Annotated in this window: 20 protein-coding genes; 13 read left to right on the forward strand and 7 right to left on the reverse strand. The window is 73.5% G+C overall.

Going from position 1 to position 20,509, the window contains the following annotated elements; all coding sequences use genetic code 11:
- Positions 1-2 precede the first annotated feature (2 nt).
- The 4 genes from O7611_RS02035 (at position 3) to O7611_RS02050 (ending at position 4,319) form a co-directional block, all read left to right on the forward strand.
- On the forward strand, positions 3-1,283 hold the full coding sequence (locus O7611_RS02035) for an ABC transporter permease (protein ID WP_013283980.1): 1,281 nt from the start codon (positions 3-5) through the stop codon (positions 1,281-1,283).
- Positions 1,284-1,387: 104 nt separating this feature from the next.
- Positions 1,388-2,089: a cytidine deaminase gene (locus O7611_RS02040; RefSeq protein ID WP_194798649.1), complete on the forward strand. Its 702-nt coding sequence runs from the start codon at positions 1,388-1,390 to the stop codon at positions 2,087-2,089.
- Between the two features lie 167 nt (positions 2,090-2,256).
- The gene (locus tag O7611_RS02045; protein ID WP_194798648.1) at positions 2,257-3,537 is read left to right on the forward strand and encodes a thymidine phosphorylase; all 1,281 of its coding nucleotides are present in this window, start codon (positions 2,257-2,259) and stop codon (positions 3,535-3,537) included.
- Between the two features lie 101 nt (positions 3,538-3,638).
- The gene (locus O7611_RS02050) at positions 3,639-4,319 is read left to right on the forward strand and encodes a DUF4272 domain-containing protein (protein ID WP_194798647.1); all 681 of its coding nucleotides are present in this window, start codon (positions 3,639-3,641) and stop codon (positions 4,317-4,319) included.
- A gap of 6 nt (positions 4,320-4,325) precedes the next feature.
- Here O7611_RS02050 and O7611_RS02055 read toward each other — a convergent pair whose 3' ends face one another.
- Both O7611_RS02055 and O7611_RS02060 read right to left on the reverse strand, forming a co-directional pair.
- Entirely contained in the window at positions 4,326-5,177 is an 852-nt protein-coding gene (locus O7611_RS02055) for a putative RNA methyltransferase (RefSeq protein WP_194798646.1), read from the reverse strand.
- A gap of 3 nt (positions 5,178-5,180) precedes the next feature.
- Positions 5,181-5,654 carry a MarR family winged helix-turn-helix transcriptional regulator gene (locus O7611_RS02060; protein ID WP_194798645.1) on the reverse strand — a complete coding sequence of 158 codons (474 nt, stop codon included), beginning with the start codon at positions 5,652-5,654 and terminating at the stop codon, positions 5,181-5,183.
- Positions 5,655-5,711: 57 nt separating this feature from the next.
- On the opposite strand from O7611_RS02060, the gene yczE reads away from it, so the two are divergent.
- The 4 genes from yczE to O7611_RS02080 all read left to right on the forward strand — a co-directional run bounded on the left by yczE (position 5,712) and on the right by O7611_RS02080 (position 8,509).
- Positions 5,712-6,338, forward strand: a complete 627-nt coding sequence (yczE, locus tag O7611_RS02065) for a membrane protein YczE (RefSeq protein WP_194798644.1) — start codon at positions 5,712-5,714, stop codon at positions 6,336-6,338.
- Entirely contained in the window at positions 6,326-6,886 is a 561-nt protein-coding gene (locus O7611_RS02070) for an NADPH-dependent FMN reductase (protein ID WP_269696107.1), read from the forward strand. The genes yczE and O7611_RS02070 overlap by 13 nt, the downstream gene beginning before the upstream one ends.
- Before the next feature lie 64 nt (positions 6,887-6,950).
- The gene (locus O7611_RS02075; protein WP_194798642.1) at positions 6,951-7,382 is read left to right on the forward strand and encodes a PPOX class F420-dependent oxidoreductase; all 432 of its coding nucleotides are present in this window, start codon (positions 6,951-6,953) and stop codon (positions 7,380-7,382) included.
- 50 nt (positions 7,383-7,432) lie between these two features.
- Positions 7,433-8,509 carry an adenosine deaminase gene (locus tag O7611_RS02080; RefSeq protein WP_013473969.1) on the forward strand — a complete coding sequence of 359 codons (1,077 nt, stop codon included), beginning with the start codon at positions 7,433-7,435 and terminating at the stop codon, positions 8,507-8,509.
- Here O7611_RS02080 and O7611_RS02085 read toward each other — a convergent pair whose 3' ends face one another.
- Positions 8,510-8,776, reverse strand: coding sequence for a hypothetical protein (locus O7611_RS02085; protein ID WP_228531240.1), 267 nt, complete (start codon positions 8,774-8,776; stop codon positions 8,510-8,512).
- Positions 8,777-9,308: 532 nt separating this feature from the next.
- Here O7611_RS02085 and O7611_RS02090 point away from each other — a divergent pair.
- From O7611_RS02090 to O7611_RS02105, 4 genes are all read left to right on the forward strand, one after another.
- Positions 9,309-12,953, forward strand: a complete 3,645-nt coding sequence (locus O7611_RS02090; protein WP_269696108.1) for a sensor histidine kinase — start codon at positions 9,309-9,311, stop codon at positions 12,951-12,953.
- Complete coding sequence (locus O7611_RS02095) at positions 12,950-13,354, forward strand: roadblock/LC7 domain-containing protein (RefSeq protein WP_013283992.1); 405 nt, start codon at positions 12,950-12,952, stop codon at positions 13,352-13,354. The genes O7611_RS02090 and O7611_RS02095 overlap by 4 nt, the downstream gene beginning before the upstream one ends.
- 100 nt (positions 13,355-13,454) lie before the next feature.
- Complete coding sequence (locus tag O7611_RS02100) at positions 13,455-13,832, forward strand: DUF742 domain-containing protein (protein ID WP_030501200.1); 378 nt, start codon at positions 13,455-13,457, stop codon at positions 13,830-13,832.
- Between the two features lies 1 nt (position 13,833).
- Positions 13,834-14,427 carry a GTP-binding protein gene (locus O7611_RS02105; protein WP_030501201.1) on the forward strand — a complete coding sequence of 198 codons (594 nt, stop codon included), beginning with the start codon at positions 13,834-13,836 and terminating at the stop codon, positions 14,425-14,427.
- 122 nt (positions 14,428-14,549) lie between these two features.
- Here the strand turns inward: O7611_RS02105 and O7611_RS02110 are convergent, their stop codons facing one another.
- The 3 genes from O7611_RS02110 to O7611_RS02120 all read right to left on the reverse strand — a co-directional run bounded on the left by O7611_RS02110 (position 14,550) and on the right by O7611_RS02120 (position 19,281).
- Positions 14,550-15,770, reverse strand: a complete 1,221-nt coding sequence (locus O7611_RS02110; protein ID WP_194798640.1) for an ABC transporter substrate-binding protein — start codon at positions 15,768-15,770, stop codon at positions 14,550-14,552.
- Between the two features lie 123 nt (positions 15,771-15,893).
- Positions 15,894-18,290: a transposase gene (locus O7611_RS02115; RefSeq protein ID WP_194798639.1), complete on the reverse strand. Its 2,397-nt coding sequence runs from the start codon at positions 18,288-18,290 to the stop codon at positions 15,894-15,896.
- 40 nt (positions 18,291-18,330) lie between these two features.
- A complete protein-coding gene (locus tag O7611_RS02120) occupies positions 18,331-19,281 on the reverse strand; it encodes a DNA primase (RefSeq protein WP_194798638.1) in 951 nt (316 codons plus the stop codon).
- Positions 19,282-19,426: 145 nt separating this feature from the next.
- On the opposite strand from O7611_RS02120, the gene O7611_RS02125 reads away from it, so the two are divergent.
- Entirely contained in the window at positions 19,427-19,768 is a 342-nt protein-coding gene (locus O7611_RS02125; protein WP_194798637.1) for a PadR family transcriptional regulator, read from the forward strand.
- Positions 19,769-19,789: 21 nt separating this feature from the next.
- Here the strand turns inward: O7611_RS02125 and O7611_RS02130 are convergent, their stop codons facing one another.
- Positions 19,790-20,473, reverse strand: a complete 684-nt coding sequence (locus O7611_RS02130; protein WP_194798636.1) for a permease prefix domain 1-containing protein — start codon at positions 20,471-20,473, stop codon at positions 19,790-19,792.
- Positions 20,474-20,509 lie beyond the last annotated feature (36 nt).

The raw sequence follows: 20,509 nt of genomic DNA on the forward strand, positions 1-20,509 counted from the left end.
GCATGTCCACCACCGCTGTCCCCGAGGTCGCCGTTACCGCGGTCGACGAGGGTTTCTGGACCCGTAACCGGAAGATCGGCGCGGTCCTGCTGGCGCTCGGTGTGCTCGCGGCGGTGCTGTTCGGCGCGCTCGCGACCGACCAGCACGCGCGGTTCACGCTCAGCGAGACCGAGGGCGGGGCCGCCCTGGAGATCAACGGTACGGTCGGCGCGATCCTGTTCGGGCTGATCACCGCCGCGGCCGGAGGCGCGCTGCTGGCCGGGGTGCCGAAGCGCTGGTTCACGCTGCTGCTCGGCGCCGGGCTGGTCGCCTTCGTGCTGAGCTTCCTGTGCTGGCAGGTCTCGGCCGCCCCCGAGGGCCGCAACTTCATGCCGCTGGTGAACGTCGTCCGCGGCACGTTCATCCTGGCCCTGCCGCTGATCTTCGGCGCGCTCGCCGGTGTGCTCTGCGAGCGTTCCGGCGTGGTGAACGTGGCGATCGAGGGCCAGCTCCTGATGGGCGCCTTCTCCGGCGCGCTGTTCGGCAGCATGTCCGGCAGCGTCTGGGTGGGCCTGGTGGCCGCCGCCATCGGTGGCGCGTTCATCTCGTTCCTGCTGGCCGTGTTCTCCATCCGCTACCTGGTCGACCAGGTGGTCATGGGCATCGTGCTCAACCTGCTGGCGGTCGGCATCACCGGCTTCCTGTACGAGCGGCTGATGCAGACCGACGCGGCGAAGTACAACAGCGCCCCCCGGTTCGGCAACTGGGAGATTCCGCTGCTGTCCGACATCCCGCTGCTCGGCCCGGCGCTGTTCCGGGGCAACATCTTCCTCTACGTCGGCCTGCTGCTGGTGCTCGTCATCCACCTGGCGTTGTTCCGTACCCGGTGGGGCCTGCGGACCCGTTCGGTCGGCGAGCACCCGACCGCCGCGGACACGCTGGGCGTGAAGGTGCTGCGGCTGCGCTACCGCAACGTGATCCTGGCCGGTCTGGTGGCAGGTGTCGGCGGCGCCTCGTACACGCTGGCGCTCTACTCGTTCACCAAGAACATGATCGGCGGTAAGGGCTTCATCGCCCTGGCCGCGCTGATCTTCGGCCGGTGGAGCCCGACCGGCGCGCTGCTGGCGGCGCTGTTCTTCGGCTTCGCCGACCAGCTCGCCACCTACCTGGGCGCGATCGGCAGCAGCATCCCGAGCCAGTTCCTGGCGATGCTGCCGTACCTGGCGACGATCCTGGCCGTGGCCGGGCTGGTCGGCAAGGTCCGGGCGCCGGCCGCCGACGGCAAGCCGTACATCAAGGGCTGACCGCCCGCCGCGACACAGTGCCCGGCGGGGCGACCCGCCGGGCATCGTCGTCTCCGGCCGCACCCGCGACCGATCGGCGTTGATTGGGCAGAATGGGGGTTGTGATGGAGATCGACTGGGAGCGGCTGCGTACCGCCGCCACCGAGGTCATGCGGCACGCCTACGTGCCGTACTCGAAGTTCCCGGTGGGTGCCGCCGCGCTCGTCGACGACGGCCGGGTCGTGGTCGGCTGCAACGTGGAGAACGCCGGCTACGGCGTCACGCTCTGCGCCGAGTGCGGCGTGGTCTCGCAGCTGCACGCGACCGGCGGTGGCCGGATCGTGGCGCTGTCCTGCGTCGACGCCACCGGTGAGCCGCTGATGCCGTGCGGCAGGTGCCGGCAGCTGCTCTGGGAGCAGGGCGGGCCGGAGTGCCTGGTCGAGGCGAAGGGCGGACCGCTGCGGATGGCGGAGCTGCTGCCGCACGCCTTCGACGTGGCCGACATCGAGGCGGTGACCGGCGAGCATCCGGTGCCTGTGGTGCCGGACCGGCTGGCCGCCTGGCGGGGCCGGGGCACCGTGTTCGTGCACCCCGACCTGTCGGCCGGGCAGCAGGTCTGGACGACGTACTGGGAGCGGTCGTCGGGGGAGACCACTGACGCCGAGACCGGCGTGCTGGAGGAGGGCTCGACCTGGGACGACCCGGCCGAGGCGATCGAGTGGGGGCTGGCGCGGACGCCGCGCGTGGTCGTGGTGGACGCTTCGGGGACGATCTTCTGGGCTGGTGAGGGTGAGCCTCCCACGGAGATTCCGGTTCGTTGGGGTTGAGTCGGTTGAAGTGGGTTGAGCTGGGGGAATCGGGCCGACCGTGCCCGGCTCCGGGCGGTCAGGCTTGATCCCTGCGCCGGTCACGGTCGGCCCGATTCCTCGACGGTCACCGTTCGCGGGTTGAGCGCGACCAGCGACCATCCCGATTACTGATTGGATCATCAGAAGTGAGTGCTTTCACGGCGGTTGACGTCATCCGGGCCAAGCGGGACGGGGCCGTGCTGAGCGACGGGCAGATCGACTGGGTGGTCGACGCGTACACCAAGGGCCTGGTCGCCGACGAGCAGATGTCGGCGCTGGCCATGGCGATCCTGCTGCGCGGCATGACCGCGCCGGAGATCGCCCGGTGGACCGCCGCCATGATCGCCAGCGGCGAGCGGCTCGACCTGTCGCCGGTGTCCCGGCCGACTGTGGACAAGCACTCCACCGGCGGCGTCGGTGACAAGATCACCCTGCCGCTGACCCCGCTGGTGGCCGCGTGCGGCGCGGCGGTGCCGCAGCTGTCCGGCCGGGGCCTGGGCCACACCGGCGGCACGCTGGACAAGCTGGAGTCGATCCCGGGCTGGCGGGCGGCGCTCACAAACGACGAGTTCATCGCCCAGCTCCGCGACGTGGGCGCGGTGATCTGCGCGGCCGGCGACGGGCTCGCCCCGGCCGACCGCAAGCTGTACGCGCTGCGCGACGTCACCGGCACCGTCGAGGCGATCCCGCTGATCGCCAGCTCGATCATGAGCAAGAAGATCGCCGAGGGGACCGGCGCGCTGGTGCTCGACGTGAAGGTCGGCTCCGGCGCGTTCATGAAGAACGTCGACGACGCCCGCGAACTGGCCCGCACCATGGTCGAGCTGGGCGGCGCGCACGGCGTCCGGACGGTCGCCCTGCTCACCGACATGTCCACCCCGCTCGGCCTGGCCGTGGGCAACGCGGTCGAGGTGACCGAGTCGGTGGAGGTGCTGGCCGGCGGCGGTCCGGCCGACGTGGTGGAGCTGACGCTGGCGCTGGCCCGGGAGATGCTCGACGCGGCCGGCCTGCCGGACGCCGACCCGGAGGCGGCACTGCGGGACGGCCGGGCGATGGACTCCTGGCGCACGATGATCCGGGCGCAGGGCGGTGACCCGGACGCCCCGATGCCGACGGCGAACGAGGTCGAGCTGGTCACCGCGACCGAGGACGGCTGGGTCGCCGAGATCGACGCGTACGCGATCGGGGTGGCCGCGTGGCGGCTCGGCGCGGGCCGGGCCCGCAAGGAGGACCCGGTGAGCATCCCGGCCGGTGTGGTGCTGCACAAGCGACGCGGTGACCGGGTACGTGTCGGCGACCCGCTGTTCGAGCTGCGGGCCGAGCACGCCGAGCGGATGCCGGCCGCGCTGGACGAGGCGCGCCGCGCGGTGCGGGTGGCGCCGGACGCACCGGACGCGACGCCGCTGGTCGTCGAGCGGATCGGCTGACCGGGGACGGCCGTGGTGCCGGCCCGGCGGGAGCCGCTATCCTCCCAGGCCAGGGGGGATCGGCCGGCGACGAGCCGAGGTGAGCAGACAGGGGCTTGACCGTGCGCGTACCCGCTCCCGACCCCCGGGCCGTCCGGGAGGCGAGCCTGGACGAGTTGTCCCGGCTGGGTCTTCCGCTGCCGCCGCCGCAGTTCCCGCTGGTGTGGGAGCCGGGCGACGGGATCGAGCTGCGTCCGACCCCGGAGATCGAGGCCCGGATCGCGGTGCTGCACGTGATCCTGGCCCGCTGCTTCGGGATGCCCGCGCAGGCGGCGATGGGCTGGCTGCTGGAGTCGCACCTGGTCGACTCGGTGACGCCGCCGGAGTGGCAGTTCGTGATGGGCGGCCGGGGCGACCACAGGTCGTTCGTGCTGCACCACGACGCGTTGTTCTCGCTGGCCTGGGTGCTCGGGCTCGCCAAGGAGCTGGACCCGACGGTGCCGGTGGACGAGCGGCTGGTCGAGCGGATGCCGAACCTGGTCGCGGGGGAGACGTTCGGCCAGTGGCGGGCCCGGATCCTGGCCGCGCCGCAGCATCCCGGTGACGCCGCGGCGCTGCTCGACCTGCACTACTGCCTGGACTGGGCGTACCTGGAGACCGAGAAGGCCGGCGGCGCGCTGCCGGGCCTGGTGGACGCCAACGCGATCGGGCAGCGCCGGTGGGCGCTGGAGTGGGCGGTGGTGCTGCGCGGGCCGTACCACGACGAGCCGCCGGGCTGGGAAGAGGTCGACCTCTCCACCTGAGCCGCGTCAGCGCGGGCGGTGCACGCCGAGCCGGACGGAGAGCGTGACCGGCACCGGGTCGGGCAGCGCGGCGATGCGCGCGGCGAGCCGTTGCGGGTCGGCGTGCCAGGCGCTCGGTCCCATCCCGACGAGCGTGGTGACCTCGGCGCGGGTCAGCGCGAGCCGGGCCCGGTGCCCGGTCGCGGACTCCTCGGCGAAGTGGGCGCCGAGGCTGCCGGCGACCCGGTCGGCCTTGTCCGGGTCCACCCGCAGCAGGTCCAGCGCGTCGACGAGTTCGGTCAGGTGGTCGGCGGCCGGGGTGACCACCAGCAGCGCGCCGCCGGGGTCGAGCACCCGGTGGAACTCCGGGCCGTTGCGCGGCGCGAACACGTTCAGCAGCACGGCGGTGGACCGGTCGGCCAGCGGCAGCCGCTGCCAGGTGTCGGCCAGCGCGGCGGCGGCCCGCGGGTGCGCCCGGGCCGCGCGGCGCAGCGCCGGCTTGGAGACGTCCAGGGCCAGGCCGGCGGCGTCCGGCAGCGCCGCCAGCACCGCCGCGAGGTAGTGCCCGGTCCCGGCGCCGGCATCCACCACCAGGGGGTACGGGTCGACGTCCGCGACGCGTACCGCTGTGGTCGCCAGCGCGGCGGCGACGGCGTCGTAGTGGCCGGCGGCGAGGAAGTCGGCGCGGGCGGCGACCATCTCGGCGCTGTCGCCGGCGTGCGGGGCACGGCCGGCGAGCAGGTTCACGTACCCCTGCCGGGCGATGTCGAAGCTGTGCCCGCGCGGGCAGCGCAGCGCGCGTGCGGTGCCGGCGGTGGTCTCGGTGAGCGGCTCGGCGCAGACCGGGCAGCGCAGCCGGGCGAGGACGCGGTCGTCCACGGCTCAGCCCTCCGCTTCCGGCCGGCCGGTGAGGTGGCGGATCACCCGCTGGCTGAGCGTGCCGAGCGCGGCCACCTCGGCCGGGGTGATGCGGTCGATCAGGTGCCGGCGGACGGCCGCGACGTGCCCGGGTGCGGCGGCTTCGACGGCCCGGCGCCCGGCCGGGGTGAGCACGACGACCGAGCCGCGGCCGTCGGTGACGCACTCCTCCCGGCTGACCAGGCCGCGTTGCTGCATCCGGGAGATGTGGTGGGACAGGCGGCTGCGGGACCAGAGCATCCGGTCGGCGAGTTCGCTGAGCCGGAGTCGTTGTTCTGGGGTCTCGGACAGGTCGCTCAGGACGTCGTAGTCGGGCTCGGAGAGACCGGCGTCCTGCATCAGCTCCCGGGCCAGTTCCAGGTCGAGCAGGCGGCGCATGCGGCGGTAGCCGCGCCAGGCGCGGTCCTCCTGCTCGTCCAGCCAGCGCGGTTCGTCCACGGGCCGATCCTACCGGTGTTGTTGACATGTCACCAAGTTGCGGCCTAGGTTGATGACATGTCAACCAAACTGCCGTCCCGGCTGGTGCGGCTGTTCGCCGGCCTGGCCCTGTTCGGCGTCAGCGTCGCGCTGATGGTCCGCGCCGACCTCGGGCTCGCGTCCTGGGACGTGCTGCACCAGGGCCTCGCCGACCGCACCGGCCTGCCGATGGGCCTGCTGGTCAACGGCGTGGCGCTGCTGGTGCTGCTGCTGTGGATCCCGCTGCGGCAGCGCCCGGGCGTCGGCACCGTGGCGAACGTCGCGCTCGTCGGCCTGGCCCTCGACGCGACGCTGGCGCTCCTGCCGCCGGTCGCCCCGCTCGCCGGCCGGATCGGCCTGCTGGTCGCGGGCGTCCTGCTCAACGGCCTCGCCACAGCGCTCTACATCGGCGCCCGTCTCGGCCCCGGCCCGCGGGACGGGCTGATGACCGGCCTGGCCGCCCGTGGCCTGCCGCTCGGCCCGGCCCGCACCGGGATCGAGGTGACGGTGCTGGCCGTCGGCTGGCTGCTCGGCGGCGCCGTCGGCCCCGGCACCCTGCTCTACGCGATCGGCATCGGGCCGATCGTCGCCTGGTTCGTTCCCCGGCTCACCACCCCGGCCCCGGCCGCCGCCCCGACAGGAGTGACCTCACCATGCCCCGCCTGACTGTCGTCGTCGCCAGCACCCGCCCCGGCCGGGTCGGCCGTCGCATCGGTGACTGGTTCACCGCGGCCGCCGTCCGCCACGCCGGCTTCGACGAGGTACGCCTGCTCGACCTGGCCGAGATCGGGTTGCCCTTCCACGACGAACCGCACCACCCGTCCGAGCGGGTCTACCTGCACGAGCACACCCGCGCCTGGAGTGCCGCGATCGACGCCGGGGACGCCTTCGTCCTGGTGATGCCGGAGTACAACTACGGCTTCAGCGCGCCGCTGAAGAACGCGATCGACTACCTCTACCACGAGTGGCAGCACAAGCCGGTGGGCTTCGTCAGCTACGGCATGACCTCCGGGGGCCTGCGCGCGGTGCAGATGATCAAGCAGGTGGTGACCACGCTGAACATGACCCCGGTCAACGACCAGGTGGTCGTCTTCCTGCGGCAGGCGCTGGACGAGGCGGGCGAGCTGCGACCCGACCCCGGCCGCGAGGAGGCCGCCGCGCTCATGCTGGATCAGCTCGCCCGGCTGGCCGTCGCGCTAGCGCCGCTGCGGTGAACGCGTGAGCGCGAGGAGTGAGCCGGGTTTGCGAGCCCCGCAGTCGCGAACGAAAGGCGGCACGGTGAGCGCCGGGAGCGAGCCGGGGTCGCGGCTCTGGGAGCTGTTCGGCGAGCGCGGGCGCGGGGTGCTCGCCACGCTGCGCCGGGACGGCCGCCCTCAGCTGTCCAACCTCGACTACCTGGCCGAGCCGGGCCTGATCCGCTGCTCCACCACCGGCGACCGGGCGAAGGTGCGCAACCTGCGCCGCGATCCCCGGGCGAGCTTCCACGTGACCACCGCCGACGGCGGGGCGTACGCGGTAGCCGAGGGCACCGTGACGCTCACCCCGCCCGCTGCGGCCACCGACGACGCGACGGTCGACGAGCTGGTCGAGGTCTACCGGCGGATCCGCGGCGAGCACCCGGACTGGGCCGACTACCGGGCCGTCATGGTGGCCGACGGGCGGGTGGTCCTGCGGCTCGCGGTGGAGCGGGTGTACGGCTGGCGACCCTGACCGCCCCGGTCCACCGCCGCGCCCGTACGGGGGATGACTAGGGTCTGAGCATGGTCGCAATCTCGTACGAGGACATCGTCAAGGTCCCGAAGGCGCTGCTGCACGATCACCTCGACGGCGGCCTGCGGCCCGCGACGATCGTGGAACTGGCCGCCGAGGTCGGCCACGAACTGCCCACCACCGACCCGGCGGCGCTCGGCGTCTGGTTCACCGAGGCGGCGAACTCCGGCTCGCTGGAGCGCTACCTGGAGACGTTCGCGCACACGGTGGCGGTCATGCAGACCCCTGCCGCGCTGCGCCGGGTCGCCCGCGAGTGCGCGCTGGACCTGGCCGCCGACGGCGTGGTCTACGCCGAGGTGCGGTTCGCGCCCGAGCAGCACCTGGAGCAGAACCTGACCCTGGACGAGGTGGTCGACGCGGTGGTCACCGGGTTCCGGGAGGGCAGCGCGCTGGCCGCCGAGGCGGGCACCCCGATCCGGATCGGCACGCTGCTCACCGCGATGCGGCACGCGGCCCGCTCGCAGGAGATCGCCGAGCTGGCCGTGCGGCACCGCGACACCGGTGTGGTCGGCTTCGACATCGCCGGAGCCGAGGCGGGCTTCCCGCCCACCCGGCACCTGGACGCGTTCGAGTACCTCCAGCGGGAGAACTTCCACTTCACCATCCACGCCGGTGAGGCGTTCGGCCTGCCGTCGATCTGGCAGGCGATCCAGTGGTGCGGCGCCGACCGGCTCGGCCACGGCGTCCGCATCGTCGACGACATCACCCCGGGCAACCCGCCGGTGCTGGGCCGGCTGGCCGCGTACGTGCGGGACAAGCGCATCCCGCTGGAGCTGTGCCCGTCGTCGAACGTGCAGACCGGCGCGGCGGCCTCGATCGCCGACCACCCGATCGGGCTGCTGCGCGACCTGCGGTTCCGGGTGACTGTGAACACCGACAACCGGCTGATGAGCGGCACCTCGATGTCGCGGGAGATGGCGCTGCTGGTGGAGGCCTTCGGCTACGGCTGGAAGGAACTCCAGTGGTTCACCATCAACGCGATGAAGAGCGCCTTCATCCCGTTCGACGAGCGGCTGCGGATCATCGACGAGGTGATCAAGCCGGCGTACGCCGAGCTGATCGGCTGATCACGACTGGCGGGGGTGGCCGGAGAGCAGTGCGGCCACCCCGCGCAGCACCTGCCCGGCCCGGGCCGCCTCGGCGCCCAGCCCGGTCTGCCGGCGCAGCACGGCCGGCTCGGCGCGCAGCAGCGCGACCCCGCGCCGGAGCAGCACCCGGGGCGCCTTGCGCTGCTCGGCGAGATCCCGGGCGAGGCGGCGCAGGAACGTCGCGCCGCGCGGGCGGCGCAGCGCGTACGCCCCGGCGAGCAGGCCCAGCCGGCGGCACTCGGCCACGATCTCGGCCGCGAAGATCCCCTCGGCGACGAAGATTGGCGATCCGTCGACATCGAATGGCCGGGTGGCTACCCGACGGTCTGCGCCGATCGCATAAACCGGCACTTCGGCCTTGCCCTCACGAGCCAGTCGGGCGATTGTTTGCACCGCCGTGTCCGAATCCCAGGACAAGGGGGACTCCCAATCCACCTGTCCGTTTCGGCGCGGACACGTAGGGTCATCGCCGTCCTTGTAGAAGTCGTCCAGGCAGAGCACCGGAAGTCCGGTTCGCTGGGCTATGTATGACTTTCCGGACCCGGAGGGGCCGGCGAGCAGGACGACGCGGTGCGGGTGTTCCATTACCTTCAGTGACTCCGGCCAGACGGATTGCTATCAAATTGCATCAACATCTCATCACACCTCCGGTGAGGGACAACCTGGTCTTTCTCTTTGCGGAGCGGCGTGATGGAATCTCGGAGGTCCGACCCGCCGGGTCGGTCGCTCGGCGTTGCCCTCAGGGTGGCGCTGGGCGCGGTAATGCGAGGGCGGTGACGTGAGCAAACGGCCAACGACGGCGGGCTCCTTCCTGTCGCGGCTGCGCCGGCCGATGAGTCGGCTGCGCGACATGCCGATCTGGTCCAAGCTCGGTCTGATCATGATCGTGCCGACCATCGCCACGGTCGTGGTGGGCACCAGTGGTCTGGTCGACCACCTGGAGACGCTCAACAATGCCAACCGGGCGGGGGATCTGGCCAACCTGATCGGCTACTCGGGTGACCTGGTCGACACCGTGCAGGACGAGCGGGTCGGCGCCGTGCTCTTCCTCGGCGCGAAGGAGTTCCAGACCCGGGCGCAGTACCAGGAGGGTTACAACCGCGCCAACCAGCGGGTGGACCAGGCGAAGTCGCCGTACCTGCGGCAGCGTGGCGAGATCGACGACCTGCCCCGCAACTTCGTCGGGCTGCTCGACACGATCGACACCCAGCTGAAGGATCTTCCGGCTACCCGCAGCCAGGTGCTGAACGGCAAGCTGAAGATCAATGACGCCGACCAGGCGTACCGGCAGCTGATCGAGGATCTGCTGGCCATCCGCGACTCGGCCACCCAGCTCGCCGGTAACAACGACCTGAGCGACCGGATGCGCGCGGCGGCCGCTGTGGCCCGGCAGAAGGAATACCTGACCCAGCGCCGGGTCGTCGTCCACCAGGCGCTCACCCAGAACCAGTACACCGCCGCGCTGCGCGAGCAGTTCATCGCCAGCGGCACCGGCCAGTCGCAGTCGCTGGCGACCTTCCAGTCGGTCGCCACCGAGCCAGACAAGCTGTTCTACGAGCAGACCGTCTCCGGGCCCGACCTGCGCAAGGCCGACCGCTTCACGAGTTTCGTCTCGGGCAACAACAACGGCTCGATGGAGAACGCCCCGTTCGGGTCGGACCAGTGGGACCAGACCATGGTCGCCAACGCCAAGCTGATCCGGACCGTGGAGGCCCGGCTCGACGGCAACGTGGTCCGCCAGGCCGACGCGCTGCGCTCGGACACCCAGCGCCAGGTGTTCCTGGAGACCGGCCTGCTGCTCACCATGCTGCTGCTGGCCATCCTGTTCGCGTACCTGGTGGCCCGCTCGATGGCCCGGTCGCTGCGCGACCTGCGCCAGGGCGCCCTGGCGGTGGCTCAGTACGGGCTGCCACAGGCGGTCGCCCGGCTGCGTGACCCGCAGGTCACCGGCCAGCTCTCCCCGGTGCAACTCGCAAACCAGATCGCCGAGCCGCTGCCGGTACGCAGCAAGGACGAGTTCGGCCAGGTGACCGAGGCGTTCAACGCCGTTCACCTGGAGGCCGTCCGGACCGCCGCCGAGCAGGCCGCCCTGCGGGCCTCGGTCGCGACCATGTTCGTCAACCTGGCCCGCCGCTCGCAGATCCTGGTCGACCGGCTGATCGGCCACCTCGACCGCCTGGAGCGCGGCGAGGAGGACCCGGACCGGCTGGCCGAGCTGTTCCAGCTCGACCACCTGGCCACCCGGATGCGCCGCAACGACGAGAACCTGCTGGTCCTCGCCGGTGCGGACTCCACCCGTGTGCAGCGCGAGCCCGCCGCCCTGATCGACGTGTTGCGCGCCGCCCAGTCCGAGGTCGAGCACTACACCCGGATCGAGTTCGGCGTGATCGACCGGGACATCGAGGTCGCCGCCCACGCGGTCAACGACCTGGTGCACCTGGTCGCCGAGCTGTTCGACAACGCCACCGCCTTCTCCCCGCCGGACTCGCAGGTCATGGTGGAGGCCCGGCGGGTCGGCGACCGCGCCTCCCTCTACGTGGAGGACCGCGGCATCGGCATCAGCCCGGAGCAGCTCCGCGACCTCAACGAGCGGCTGGCCACGCCGCCGCAGGTGGACGTCGCGGTCTCCCGGATGATGGGCCTGGTCGTGGTCGCGCGGCTGGCCGCCCGGCACGGCGTCCGGGTCGAGCTGCGGCCGGGCGCCGACCGGGGCACCGTCGCCGACGTGACGCTGCCGACCTCGGTCCTGGTGCCGCGCGCCCTGGCCGGCCGTGGCCTGCCCGGTCCGGCCCTGCCCGCCGCGGGTCCGCAGCAGAACGGCCCGGCACCGGCCTTCGGCGCCTTGGCGGCCTTCGGCAACAACAACCCGCCGAGCCTGCCGCCGGCGCCCCACCCGGGCTCCTCGGGCAACCAGGTCACGCTCGGCGGACGCGCGTTCGACCCGGCGCCGCGCAACGGCTCGGGCACCCCGGCGAACGCCGGTGGCGGCCGTGCCATGCCGGCCTGGTCCGACCTGACCGGCGCCAGCCCGTCCGGCGGTGACGGCGGATTCGGCGGCCGGCCCAACGGCCAGTCGACAGACCCGCTGCCGCAGCGGCGCAACCCGGCCGACGGCGACCCGGGCAGCACCGGGCAGCAGCCGGCGATCCCGCGCCAACTGCCGAGCAGCCCGGAGGCGCGGCCCTACAGCCCGCCGCCGGTCTCCGCGCCGCCGGTCCCGCCGGTGTCGGCCCCGCCACTGCCCCCGGTCTCCGGCGCGCCGGTCTCCGGTAACCCGCTGCCGTACCGCCCGGTCTCGGCCGCGCCGGTCTCCGGTGACCCGTTCTCGGGCCGCCCGGTCTCCGCGGCACCGGTCTCCGGTGACCCGCTGCCGTACCGCCCGGTCTCGGCCGCGCCCGTCTCCGGGCACCCGGCGCCGGTGTCCGGGCAGCCCGCTGCCGGGTACCCCGCCTCCGCGCCGCCGGCGAACCAGCCGCAGGCACGTCCGATGCCCGCACCGGGTGTCAGCGCCCCGCCGGTCTGGCCGCCGGTCACGCCGGCCCCGGCTCCGGCGGCGCCGGAACGGGCCACCGGTGGCATGGACATGACCACCGAGCTGCCCCGGGTGCCGCGCACGGAGATTCCGGCCACCCCGCAGCAGGCGGCCGGCCAGCCGTCCGCCGCTCCGGCCGCGAGCCGGCCGGCCGAGGCCCCGGCGGCGAACCGCCCGGCGGCCCCGGCGGCACGTCCGGCCGCGCCGCAGCAGCAGGGCAACCGCCAGCGGTACGCGGACGAGACGATGGAGCTGCCGATCTTCCGGGAGCTGGAGTCGGCGTGGTTCCGCACCCGCCGGCCCGGGCCCAACGAGGAGCCGGCGGCCCCGGCCGCGACGACGAACGGCGGCGCCGCCACCCAGCAGTTCGCCAAGGTGGACACGGCCGGCCGGCCCGTGCCGCAGAAGACACCCGCAACGACAGGTAACACGCCGATGGCACACACTCCGACGGCCGGCGGAGCACCGCGTGACAACGGCGCGGCGAACGGGAACACCCGTCCCGCGTACACCGGCGGGTTGCCCACCCGGCAGCCGACCGCGTCGCCGCAGTCCTCCTCCCCGTGGCAGACGGCGGCCGACGACGGCTGGCGTGCCGCCTCGGCGGCCACCGAGGTCCCGGTTGCGGAGACCACCCGGAAGGGCCTGCCGAAGCGGACGCCGATGGCGCAGCTCGTGCCCGGCAGCATCGAGAAGCCTTCCGCGTCGGTGCAGCGGCGTACTCCGGAGGGTGTTCGGGGCCTGCTCTCGGCCTACCATCGGGGCGTGCAGCGCGGGCGTAACACCGACAGCAACACGACCGGCCCGGAGGGCACTCCGGGCGGGCAGCAGTCCTCGCAGTCTGACTCAGGCCCGGTGGCCGGGAGCGGGCAGAAGGAGCAACAAGGATGACTACTACGCAGGATCTCGGATGGCTGCTCGCCAACTTCGCCGACCGGGTGCCCGGTGTGGCGCACGCGGTCGCGGTCTCGGCCGACGGCCTGCTTCTGGCCTCGTCCCGTGACCTTCCGCGGGACCGCGCCGACCAGCTCGCCGCGATCGCGTCCGGTCTGGTCAGCCTGACCCAGGGCGCGGCCCGCTGCTTCGAGGGCGGGGCGGTGTTGCAGACAGTCGTCGAGATGGACAACGGTTTCCTGTTCCTGATGTCCATCTCCGACGGCTCGTCGTTCGCGGTGCTGGCGGCGCGGAGCTGCGACGTGGGTCAGGTCGGGTACGAGATGGCCCTGCTCGTGGACCGGGTGGGCGATGCCCTGACGCCGCAGCCGCGCACGGCTGTGGGGATGATGGGCTGAATGACGCGCTGGCCGGTGGGTCAGGTGCGGGAACAACTACGACAGCGACGGATGTCACCGGGGCGAGCCGGTGCCGGGTACGAGGGAGGTGAGCGGCGAAATGGCGGATCGTGACGAGCCGACCGGAGCGTTGGTCCGGCCGTACGCCGTTACCCGCGGTCGTACCCGCCCTCGGCTCGACATCGCCCTGGAGGCACTCGTCGAGACGACGGTGCGCGGCCGAGCGGTTGCCACTGGCAATGGTGGCCACGGTCGTGAACACCAGTACATCGCCGCGTTGTGTGACGGACGTGTGCAGTCGCTCGCCGAGATCGCGGCGCGGATGCAGCTTCCGCTCGGCGTGGCCCGGGTGCTCATCGCCGACATGGCGACGGACGGCCTGGTCGCGGTCCACGAGCCGACCATTTTGGACGACTCCGACGACGCGGTGGGCACTGAACTGCTGGAGAGGGTGCTGAGTGGACTTCGCAGGCTCTGACATGTCGCACCGGCCGCCGGCCCCGAGCGGCCGAGTGACGTCGGCGAAGATCGTTATCGCCGGTGGGTTCGGCGTCGGCAAGACGACGCTGGTCGGCTCGGTCTCCGAGATCACGCCGCTGACCACCGAGGCGATCATGACCTCCGCCGGTGTCGGCGTCGACGACACCCGGCAGGTGCCGGGCAAGACGACGACCACGGTGGCGATGGACTTCGGTCGTATCTCGATCGACCGGGATCTGATCCTGTACCTGTTCGGTACGCCGGGTCAGACGCGGTTCTGGTTCATGTGGGACGAGTTGGTCCGGGGTGCGATCGGCGCGGTGGTGCTTGTCGACACCCGGCGGCTCGCCGACTGCTTCGCCGCCATCGACTTCTTCGAGCACCGGCGGCTGCCGTACCTGGTGGCCATCAACTGCTTCGACGGCATGCAGTACCACGATCCGCAGGACGTCCGGGACGCGCTGGCGATCTCCCGCGACGTGCCGGTGGTGCCGTGCGACGCCCGTAACCGGGAGTCCACGAAGCACGTGCTGATCTCGCTGGTCGAGTACGTGCTCACCATGCGGCGCTCGCGGGCCGTCGCGCCCGCCTGACCGACGCGCGGAAGCGCCCGGCGGCCTCAGGGCCACCGGGCGCTTCCTGCCGTCCGGGGTCGGACACGGTACGCGACCGCCCGGTGACCCTCCACGGGACGGTCACCGGGCGGTGAGCGGGGTCAGGCGTACCGGGTCCAGGTGCCGCGGAACACCTGGTACACGGCGAGCGAGTCGGGCTCCATGCCGCCGTGCCGGTCGGCGCTGAACGCGTACCCGCCGGCGATGCCCTCGACGGTCTGCGCCTGGAGGAGGGCCCGCAGCCGGCCCCGGTCCAGGCTCGTCGCCATCCGCGCCGACGTGGCGAGGAGCTGGAGCGCGTCCGAGGCGTACGGGGCGAAGTCCGGGCTGACGCCGTGCCGCTGCGTGTAGCGGTTGACGAAGTCCCTGCGGGCCAGCTGCGCCGTCGTGGTGGCGGTGGCGGCGGAGACGTCCAGGCAGGCCGGGTGCACCGCGTACGCGCCCTCCACGGCCGCGGCGTTCGCGCCCTGGACGGTGTCGTCGGCGACCGCGCCGGCGTCGAAGAAGATCGGGCCGCGGTGACCGGCGGCGCGCAGCTCCCGCGCGGCGACTCCGGAGTCCGGCGCGGTACCCCAGACCACCACGCCGTCCCGCTGGCCGCCGGCGACGCGCTCGGCGGCGGCACGGAAACGCCGGCCGGTCGCCGGCAGGCGTACCGTGCGGGCCAGGTCGACGGTGCTGTCGGCGAGCGCCTCCCGCATCGCCCGCACACCCGAGTCGCCGTGCATCCCGTCGGTGGCGAGCACCGACACCCGCCGGATCTTCTTGGACTCGAACAGCTCCACCAGGCGACGTGCCATGTCGACGGCGTCCGGGGTGAGCTTGTAGGTGAACGTGCGCTCGTCCAGCGGCAGCACGATGCGGTCACCGTAGCCGAGCGACAGGAACGGCGTCTTGACCCGCTGGGCGGCCGCCGCGAGGGCCGCCGAGGTCTCGCCCAGTACACCGCCGATCAACGCCTGCGCGCCGATCCGGGTGAGGTCGGCGGCGTGCCGGGCGGCGACCTCGGGATTGCTGCCGTTGTCCAGGATCTGGAGCCGGACCGACCGGACCAGGTTCCCGACCGGCAGGCCGGTGCGGTTGAGCGAGTCGGCGGTGAGCTGCAGGGCCTGCCGCTGGGCGACGCCGAGCAGCGACCCCGCTCCGGTCAGCTCCAGGCTCGCGCCGACGATCAGATCCTGGTCGCTCGGCGCGCTGCTGGACGGGCCGTCCTCCGGCCGCTGGCCCTGCGGAGCGCAGCCGGCGAGCAGCAGGCTCCCGGCAGCGGCGGCGAGGACGCCCCGCCGGGTGAGCACAGTGGAGTCGAACGCCGGTGTCGCCAATGGAATCGCCTTCCCACCCCGGCGAACAGGCGCCGCCGCTGGTCCGCCGGGTATGTTCCCGGCCGGTCCAGCCCAGCGTCAAATCGCCCCGGTGTGGGATGAAACACCCCCCGGGAAGCCCGGTCAGGAGCGGTAGCCCGCCGAGCGGTACTCGTACTCCCGGTCGTCGTCGCGGTCGCCGGTGTCGCGGGTGAAGTCCCAGCCGCCGGCCGCCTCGCGGCCCGGACGGCCGCCCACGGCGAAGCCGCCGATCTCCTGGCCGCGCCGCCAGCCCCGGAAGTATCCGGTGGTGTTCTCGGCGAGGCTCGCCGCGTTCCGGACGATCCGCAGTGGACGTTCCTCGCGCAGCGGGGAGCCCGGCACCAGGTTGGCCTGCGGCACGCGCTTCGGCAGCCCGGCCTTGGTCTCGGCGCCGACGGCCGGACGGGCCGCTTGCTCGGCCGCCTGCCAGCCGGTGTCGGCGGTGCTCGACCACTCCAGGTCGGCCTCGTCGCCGTGCCCGACGAACCAGGCGGACTTGGCCTGCGCGAAGATCAGCAGGTCGCCGTCACCCTCGTCGGAGACCGGCGGCGGCCGGTGCTCCTTCGGTGCGGGACGCCGCTCGGGCGCGGCGGGCAGCGGGACGCGGCCCGGGTCACCCTGGTCGACGAGACGCAGCGGCGGCGTCTCCAGACCGGGGTCGGCCGAGCGGCTCATCTCGTCGCGCAGCGCCCGGTCGGCGAGCGGCGGCGGCTCCACCAGCCGCAGCATCGGCGGCTCCTGCGGCAGGTCGTCGGCGAGCCACGGCGGCGTGACCCGGCCCGGGTCGCTCGGCGCGTCCACGCCCCGCCCGTACGGGTAGGTGGTGCCCTCCCGCTCCCGCGCGGTGTCGTCCTCGTTGTTCACCAGCGGCCAGTTCGCCCGGGAGCCCGGCGGCGCCTCCGGCGCGGGCGGACGCGGGGCCGGCACCGGAATGCTCAGGTCGGTGGCGCTGAAGCCACCGGTCGGCGGTTCCTGGTGCTGGTTGGTCTTCGGCCGGGGCGGGATGACGGTGCGCTGCCGCTCGGCCCGCGCCTTGTTGATGGCCGCGGTGGTGAGCGTCGGCCGGAACGGCTCGCCAGCCTCGGCGGGCGGTACGGCGCCGCGCGGGGACGGGGCGATCGGGGTGATCCCGGGGGGCGGCGGTGGCGGCGCGGAGATCGGCCGGTTGGTGGGGCCGTCCACCCGCGACGGCAGCGGCGCGCCGGTCGGCTCGGGCCGCGCCGGGGGAGCCGACGACGGCCGGCCCAGTGCGGCTGCCGGAGCGACGGGCGTGACCGGAGTCGGGGCGACGGGCGGCGGCGTGACGGGCGCGGGCGCGACGGGCGGCGGGCCGAGCGGCCGGGGCGTCGTCGTGGCGGCCGGACCGGACACCGGCTCCGGACGGCTGCGCCGCCCGCCGGGGACCGGTTCGGGACGGCCGCGACGGCCGGCCGGTTCGGGTGCGCCGGCCGGTTCGGGACGACCGAGGTGGGGCTCGGCGATCGGTTCCGGCGGGATCGAGCGCACCGGACGCAGGTCGGCCGCGGGCGCCGGGGCCAGCTCGTCGACCTGCTCGCCCCGTCGCGCGGCGGCCCGGCGGCCGGTCGCGGGAGCGGGAGCGGTGCGTTCGGCGAGCGCGCCGACGAGCGCGTCGCAGCCGGCGTCACAGGTGCGGACGGAGGCGACGGCCTGCCGTACGGTCTCGGCGACGGCAGCGGTGAGCGTGCGGTTGACGGTGGCCCGCCGGGGCGTCTCGGAGATGGCGACGCGCAGCGCGGTCACCGCGTCGGAGACGGCGTCGGCGTCTGCCACTCCCTCGCCGGCCAGATGCGCGACGACCGCGTCGGCGGCCGGCGCGCCACCACGGCCCGCGGGGCCGGTGAGCATGCCCGGCTCGGGCAGCGCGTCGAGCACCGCCAGGGCGACCCGGTCGGCAGGATCCGGGTAGGCCCGCAGCGCGGCCGGGTAGAGCTCGCGGAGCACCTCGCGCAGCGTCACCGCGGCGGAGTGCCGGCCGCTCGCCAGCGCCGCGTGCGCGGCCAGGACCTGCGTGTATCCGGCCAGCTCACGCGGTGCCGGGAGGGTCACCGCGGAGAGCGCGCCGGCCTGGAGCGCGCGGGCCAGCCCGACCGCGCGGCGTTCGGCGGGCGGGGACTGCATCTCCTCCAGGGAGTCGTCGTCGGCGAAGCGCTCGGCGAAGTCGTCGACCGAGTCGTCGTCGGCGATCGCCAGCGGCCGGCCGGCGGCGCTCAGCAGCGAGGTGACGATGTGGTCGTCGCTGTCGGCGGCGATGGCCGCGCCGCTCGGACCGCCGGACCGCTCCACCAGCAGCGCGACCAGCCGGGCGTAACCGGCGGGATCGTCACCGATCTCGCAGACGTGCAGCAGACGGCCTGCGTCGTCGACCACAGCGGACGTAAGCGTCGTTCCGGCCGAAGCCGTTCGGTCGGCCGGATCTGCCGAGGCCAGACCGCAGTACACGCGCACGAGCGCCACGGCGTCGTCCTCCTCCCGGGACACAGGTCTTGCTCTGCCAGAGACTGATGCTCCCCGCTCCGGGTCAGTCGCGCCAGTCCACAACCGCAGAGATCTTGCCGACAATGGTGCGCCAACCCAAACTTGCGGTTTGTGCCCCGATTTTCTTCAGCCGGCGTCGACCCAGGAAACCACCGACGCCACCGTTGACGGAAGCGCGCAGAGCCTCGTCCAGGTCGTCCAGGCTGGAGCCCGCCGAGAGCATGTCCAGCACGGCGGGTAGCCGCAGGGCGTACGCCAGGTCACGGGCGATCTCACCGGCTTCGATGAGCAGCTCGTGGTCCCACGCGTCGTGGCCGCCGCGCAGGTTCTCGACCACCAGGTCGAGCTCGTACGTGTCCTCGTCCAGCGGGGCGATGTCGGCCGGTTCCAGCCGTTCGGACAGTTCATTCCAACTGTCCAGCTGGGACAGATCGTTCGGCGCGCCGGAACGGATGAAAGTGACCAATGACTCGGGGGTCTTGAACAGCAGGAGCCGGCCCTTGTGAGTGAGGAAGAGCGGCACCTCCTCGTCGCCCGCCTCGTCCTCGTCGTCCTCGTCCTCGGAGTCGTCCTCGTCGTCCTCGGCCTTCTCCTCGTCCGAGGCGTCGGCCTTGCCCTTGCGGCGGGACTTGGCGTCCTTCTCCTCGTCCTCGTCGTCCTCCTCGGCGGAGAGGGCGGCGAACTCCTCGTCGAGGATCACCACCTCCTCGTCCTCCTCGGTCTCGACGACCTGGCGGCGGGCCAGGAACGGGTCGTCCTGGTCGCGTTCGGCGACGTCGGTCGGGGTCAGCTCGCGCGCCGGCCGGTACGCCCGCAGCGTGAAGCCGGTGCCGGCGGGCAGGGCGATCTCCACCGGGTCGATCCGCACCTCTTCCCAGAGCGCGCGGTCCGCCGGCGGGCGGTCCTCCTCGACCTCGTCGGCCGCGGCGGCGGCGTCGGTGTCGTCGAGCTCGGGCTCGTCGGCGTCGGGCCGTTGGGGCGACTGGCGGGCCACGCTGACCTCCGTGTGCGTTCGGGTTGCCCACCCGGCGGCGTCGCGCCGCCGAGTGACTCTGCGCACATACCCTAGTGGGCGACGGTTCCGACCGGGAGTCGCACCCCTTGGCGTCGCGGCGGCACGACAAGTAGCGTTGCTACACATGAAGGCGCAGGCGCTGCACGGACACCTGGACGCGCTCCTGCTCGCCGTGCTGGAACGGGGCGCGCTGCACGGCTACGCGATCATCGAGGCGTTGCGGGCCCGCAGCGGCGGCACGCTGGATCTGCCCACCGGCACCATCTATCCGGCGCTGCGCCGGCTGGAGCGGGCCGGGCTGGTGGCGAGCACGTGGAGCACCGTCAACGGCCGGGAGCGCCGTACGTACGAGCTGACCGAGGCGGGCGGTCGCGCGCTCGCCGGGGAGCGGGCCGGGTGGCACGAGTTCAGCGCCACCGTCGGGCGGTTCCTCGGCGCGGACGAGCCGCCCACCGCACCGGCCTGACGGGGGCGCGTCGGCAGCCGCTCAGCCGGCCGACCGGCGATCGGCGAGCACCCAGCATCGGGCCGCCCGGGCCAGCGCGAACCAGGCCGCCGAGACCACCACCATCCCGATGACCAGGGGTGGCCAGGTGAGCGCGGCGTCCCACAGCCCGATCGACCAGCCGAACAGCGCGCCGCCGGCGACCGCGCCGAGCAGCAGGCTGCCGGTCAGACCGAAACCGATCAGTCGCGCCGGGCGGACGAGCCGCGGTGAACCCCACCGGGCGACCAGCGGACCGACCAGCAGCCCGGCGAGCGCCAGCGCGGCGACCACGCCCCAGATGCCGTTCAGCGCGGCGGAGAGCAGCAGGTAGCTCTGCGGCGGCGGCGGACCGTCGCTCCAGCTCGACCCCTGCCAGGTCAGGTCACCGGCGGCGATGAGCACCACCGCCACCACGAGCGTGCGCAGCGCCAGCCCGCGCAGCGCGCCGACGGCCAGCTCGGCCTGGAAACCCGGCACGAGCTGGGCGTCGCTGCCGAACTCGGCGACCGCCCGCCGCTGCGCCTCCGCGCGCGGCAGGCCCCCTTCCCGGTACGCCTCGACGGCGTCCTCCAGCGCGTGCCGCGCCTCGGTCAGCAGGTCGGTCTTGAGCCGGTTCGGCCCGTGCAACCGCGTGGACAACTCGTGCAGCCGCTGGTCGACCACTGCCTCCTCATGCACCCGCATGGGGTAAGCCTGCCACCGGCGGGCGGCAACCCGCGT

Origin of the sequence: Micromonospora sp. WMMC273, from assembly GCF_027460285.1 — a bacterium.
GTDB classification, from domain to species: Bacteria; Actinomycetota; Actinomycetes; order Mycobacteriales; family Micromonosporaceae; genus Micromonospora; species Micromonospora aurantiaca.

Excerpts from the sequence above, each read along its gene's own strand:
- O7611_RS02130 (WP_194798636.1), bottom strand. The coding sequence starts at position 20,473 with ATGCGGGTGCATGAGGAGGCAGTGGTCGACCAGCGGCTGCACGAGTTG.
- O7611_RS02100 (WP_030501200.1), top strand. The coding sequence starts at position 13,455 with ATGGCGGATCGTGACGAGCCGACCGGAGCGTTGGTCCGGCCGTACGCC.
- O7611_RS02035 (WP_013283980.1), top strand. The coding sequence starts at position 3 with ATGTCCACCACCGCTGTCCCCGAGGTCGCCGTTACCGCGGTCGACGAG.
- O7611_RS02040 (WP_194798649.1), top strand. The coding sequence starts at position 1,388 with ATGGAGATCGACTGGGAGCGGCTGCGTACCGCCGCCACCGAGGTCATG.
- O7611_RS02095 (WP_013283992.1), top strand. The coding sequence starts at position 12,950 with ATGACTACTACGCAGGATCTCGGATGGCTGCTCGCCAACTTCGCCGAC.
- O7611_RS02105 (WP_030501201.1), top strand. The coding sequence starts at position 13,834 with ATGTCGCACCGGCCGCCGGCCCCGAGCGGCCGAGTGACGTCGGCGAAG.
- O7611_RS02070 (WP_269696107.1), top strand. The coding sequence starts at position 6,326 with ATGCCCCGCCTGACTGTCGTCGTCGCCAGCACCCGCCCCGGCCGGGTC.
- O7611_RS02080 (WP_013473969.1), top strand. The coding sequence starts at position 7,433 with ATGGTCGCAATCTCGTACGAGGACATCGTCAAGGTCCCGAAGGCGCTG.
- yczE (WP_194798644.1), top strand. The coding sequence starts at position 5,712 with ATGTCAACCAAACTGCCGTCCCGGCTGGTGCGGCTGTTCGCCGGCCTG.
- O7611_RS02125 (WP_194798637.1), top strand. The coding sequence starts at position 19,427 with ATGAAGGCGCAGGCGCTGCACGGACACCTGGACGCGCTCCTGCTCGCC.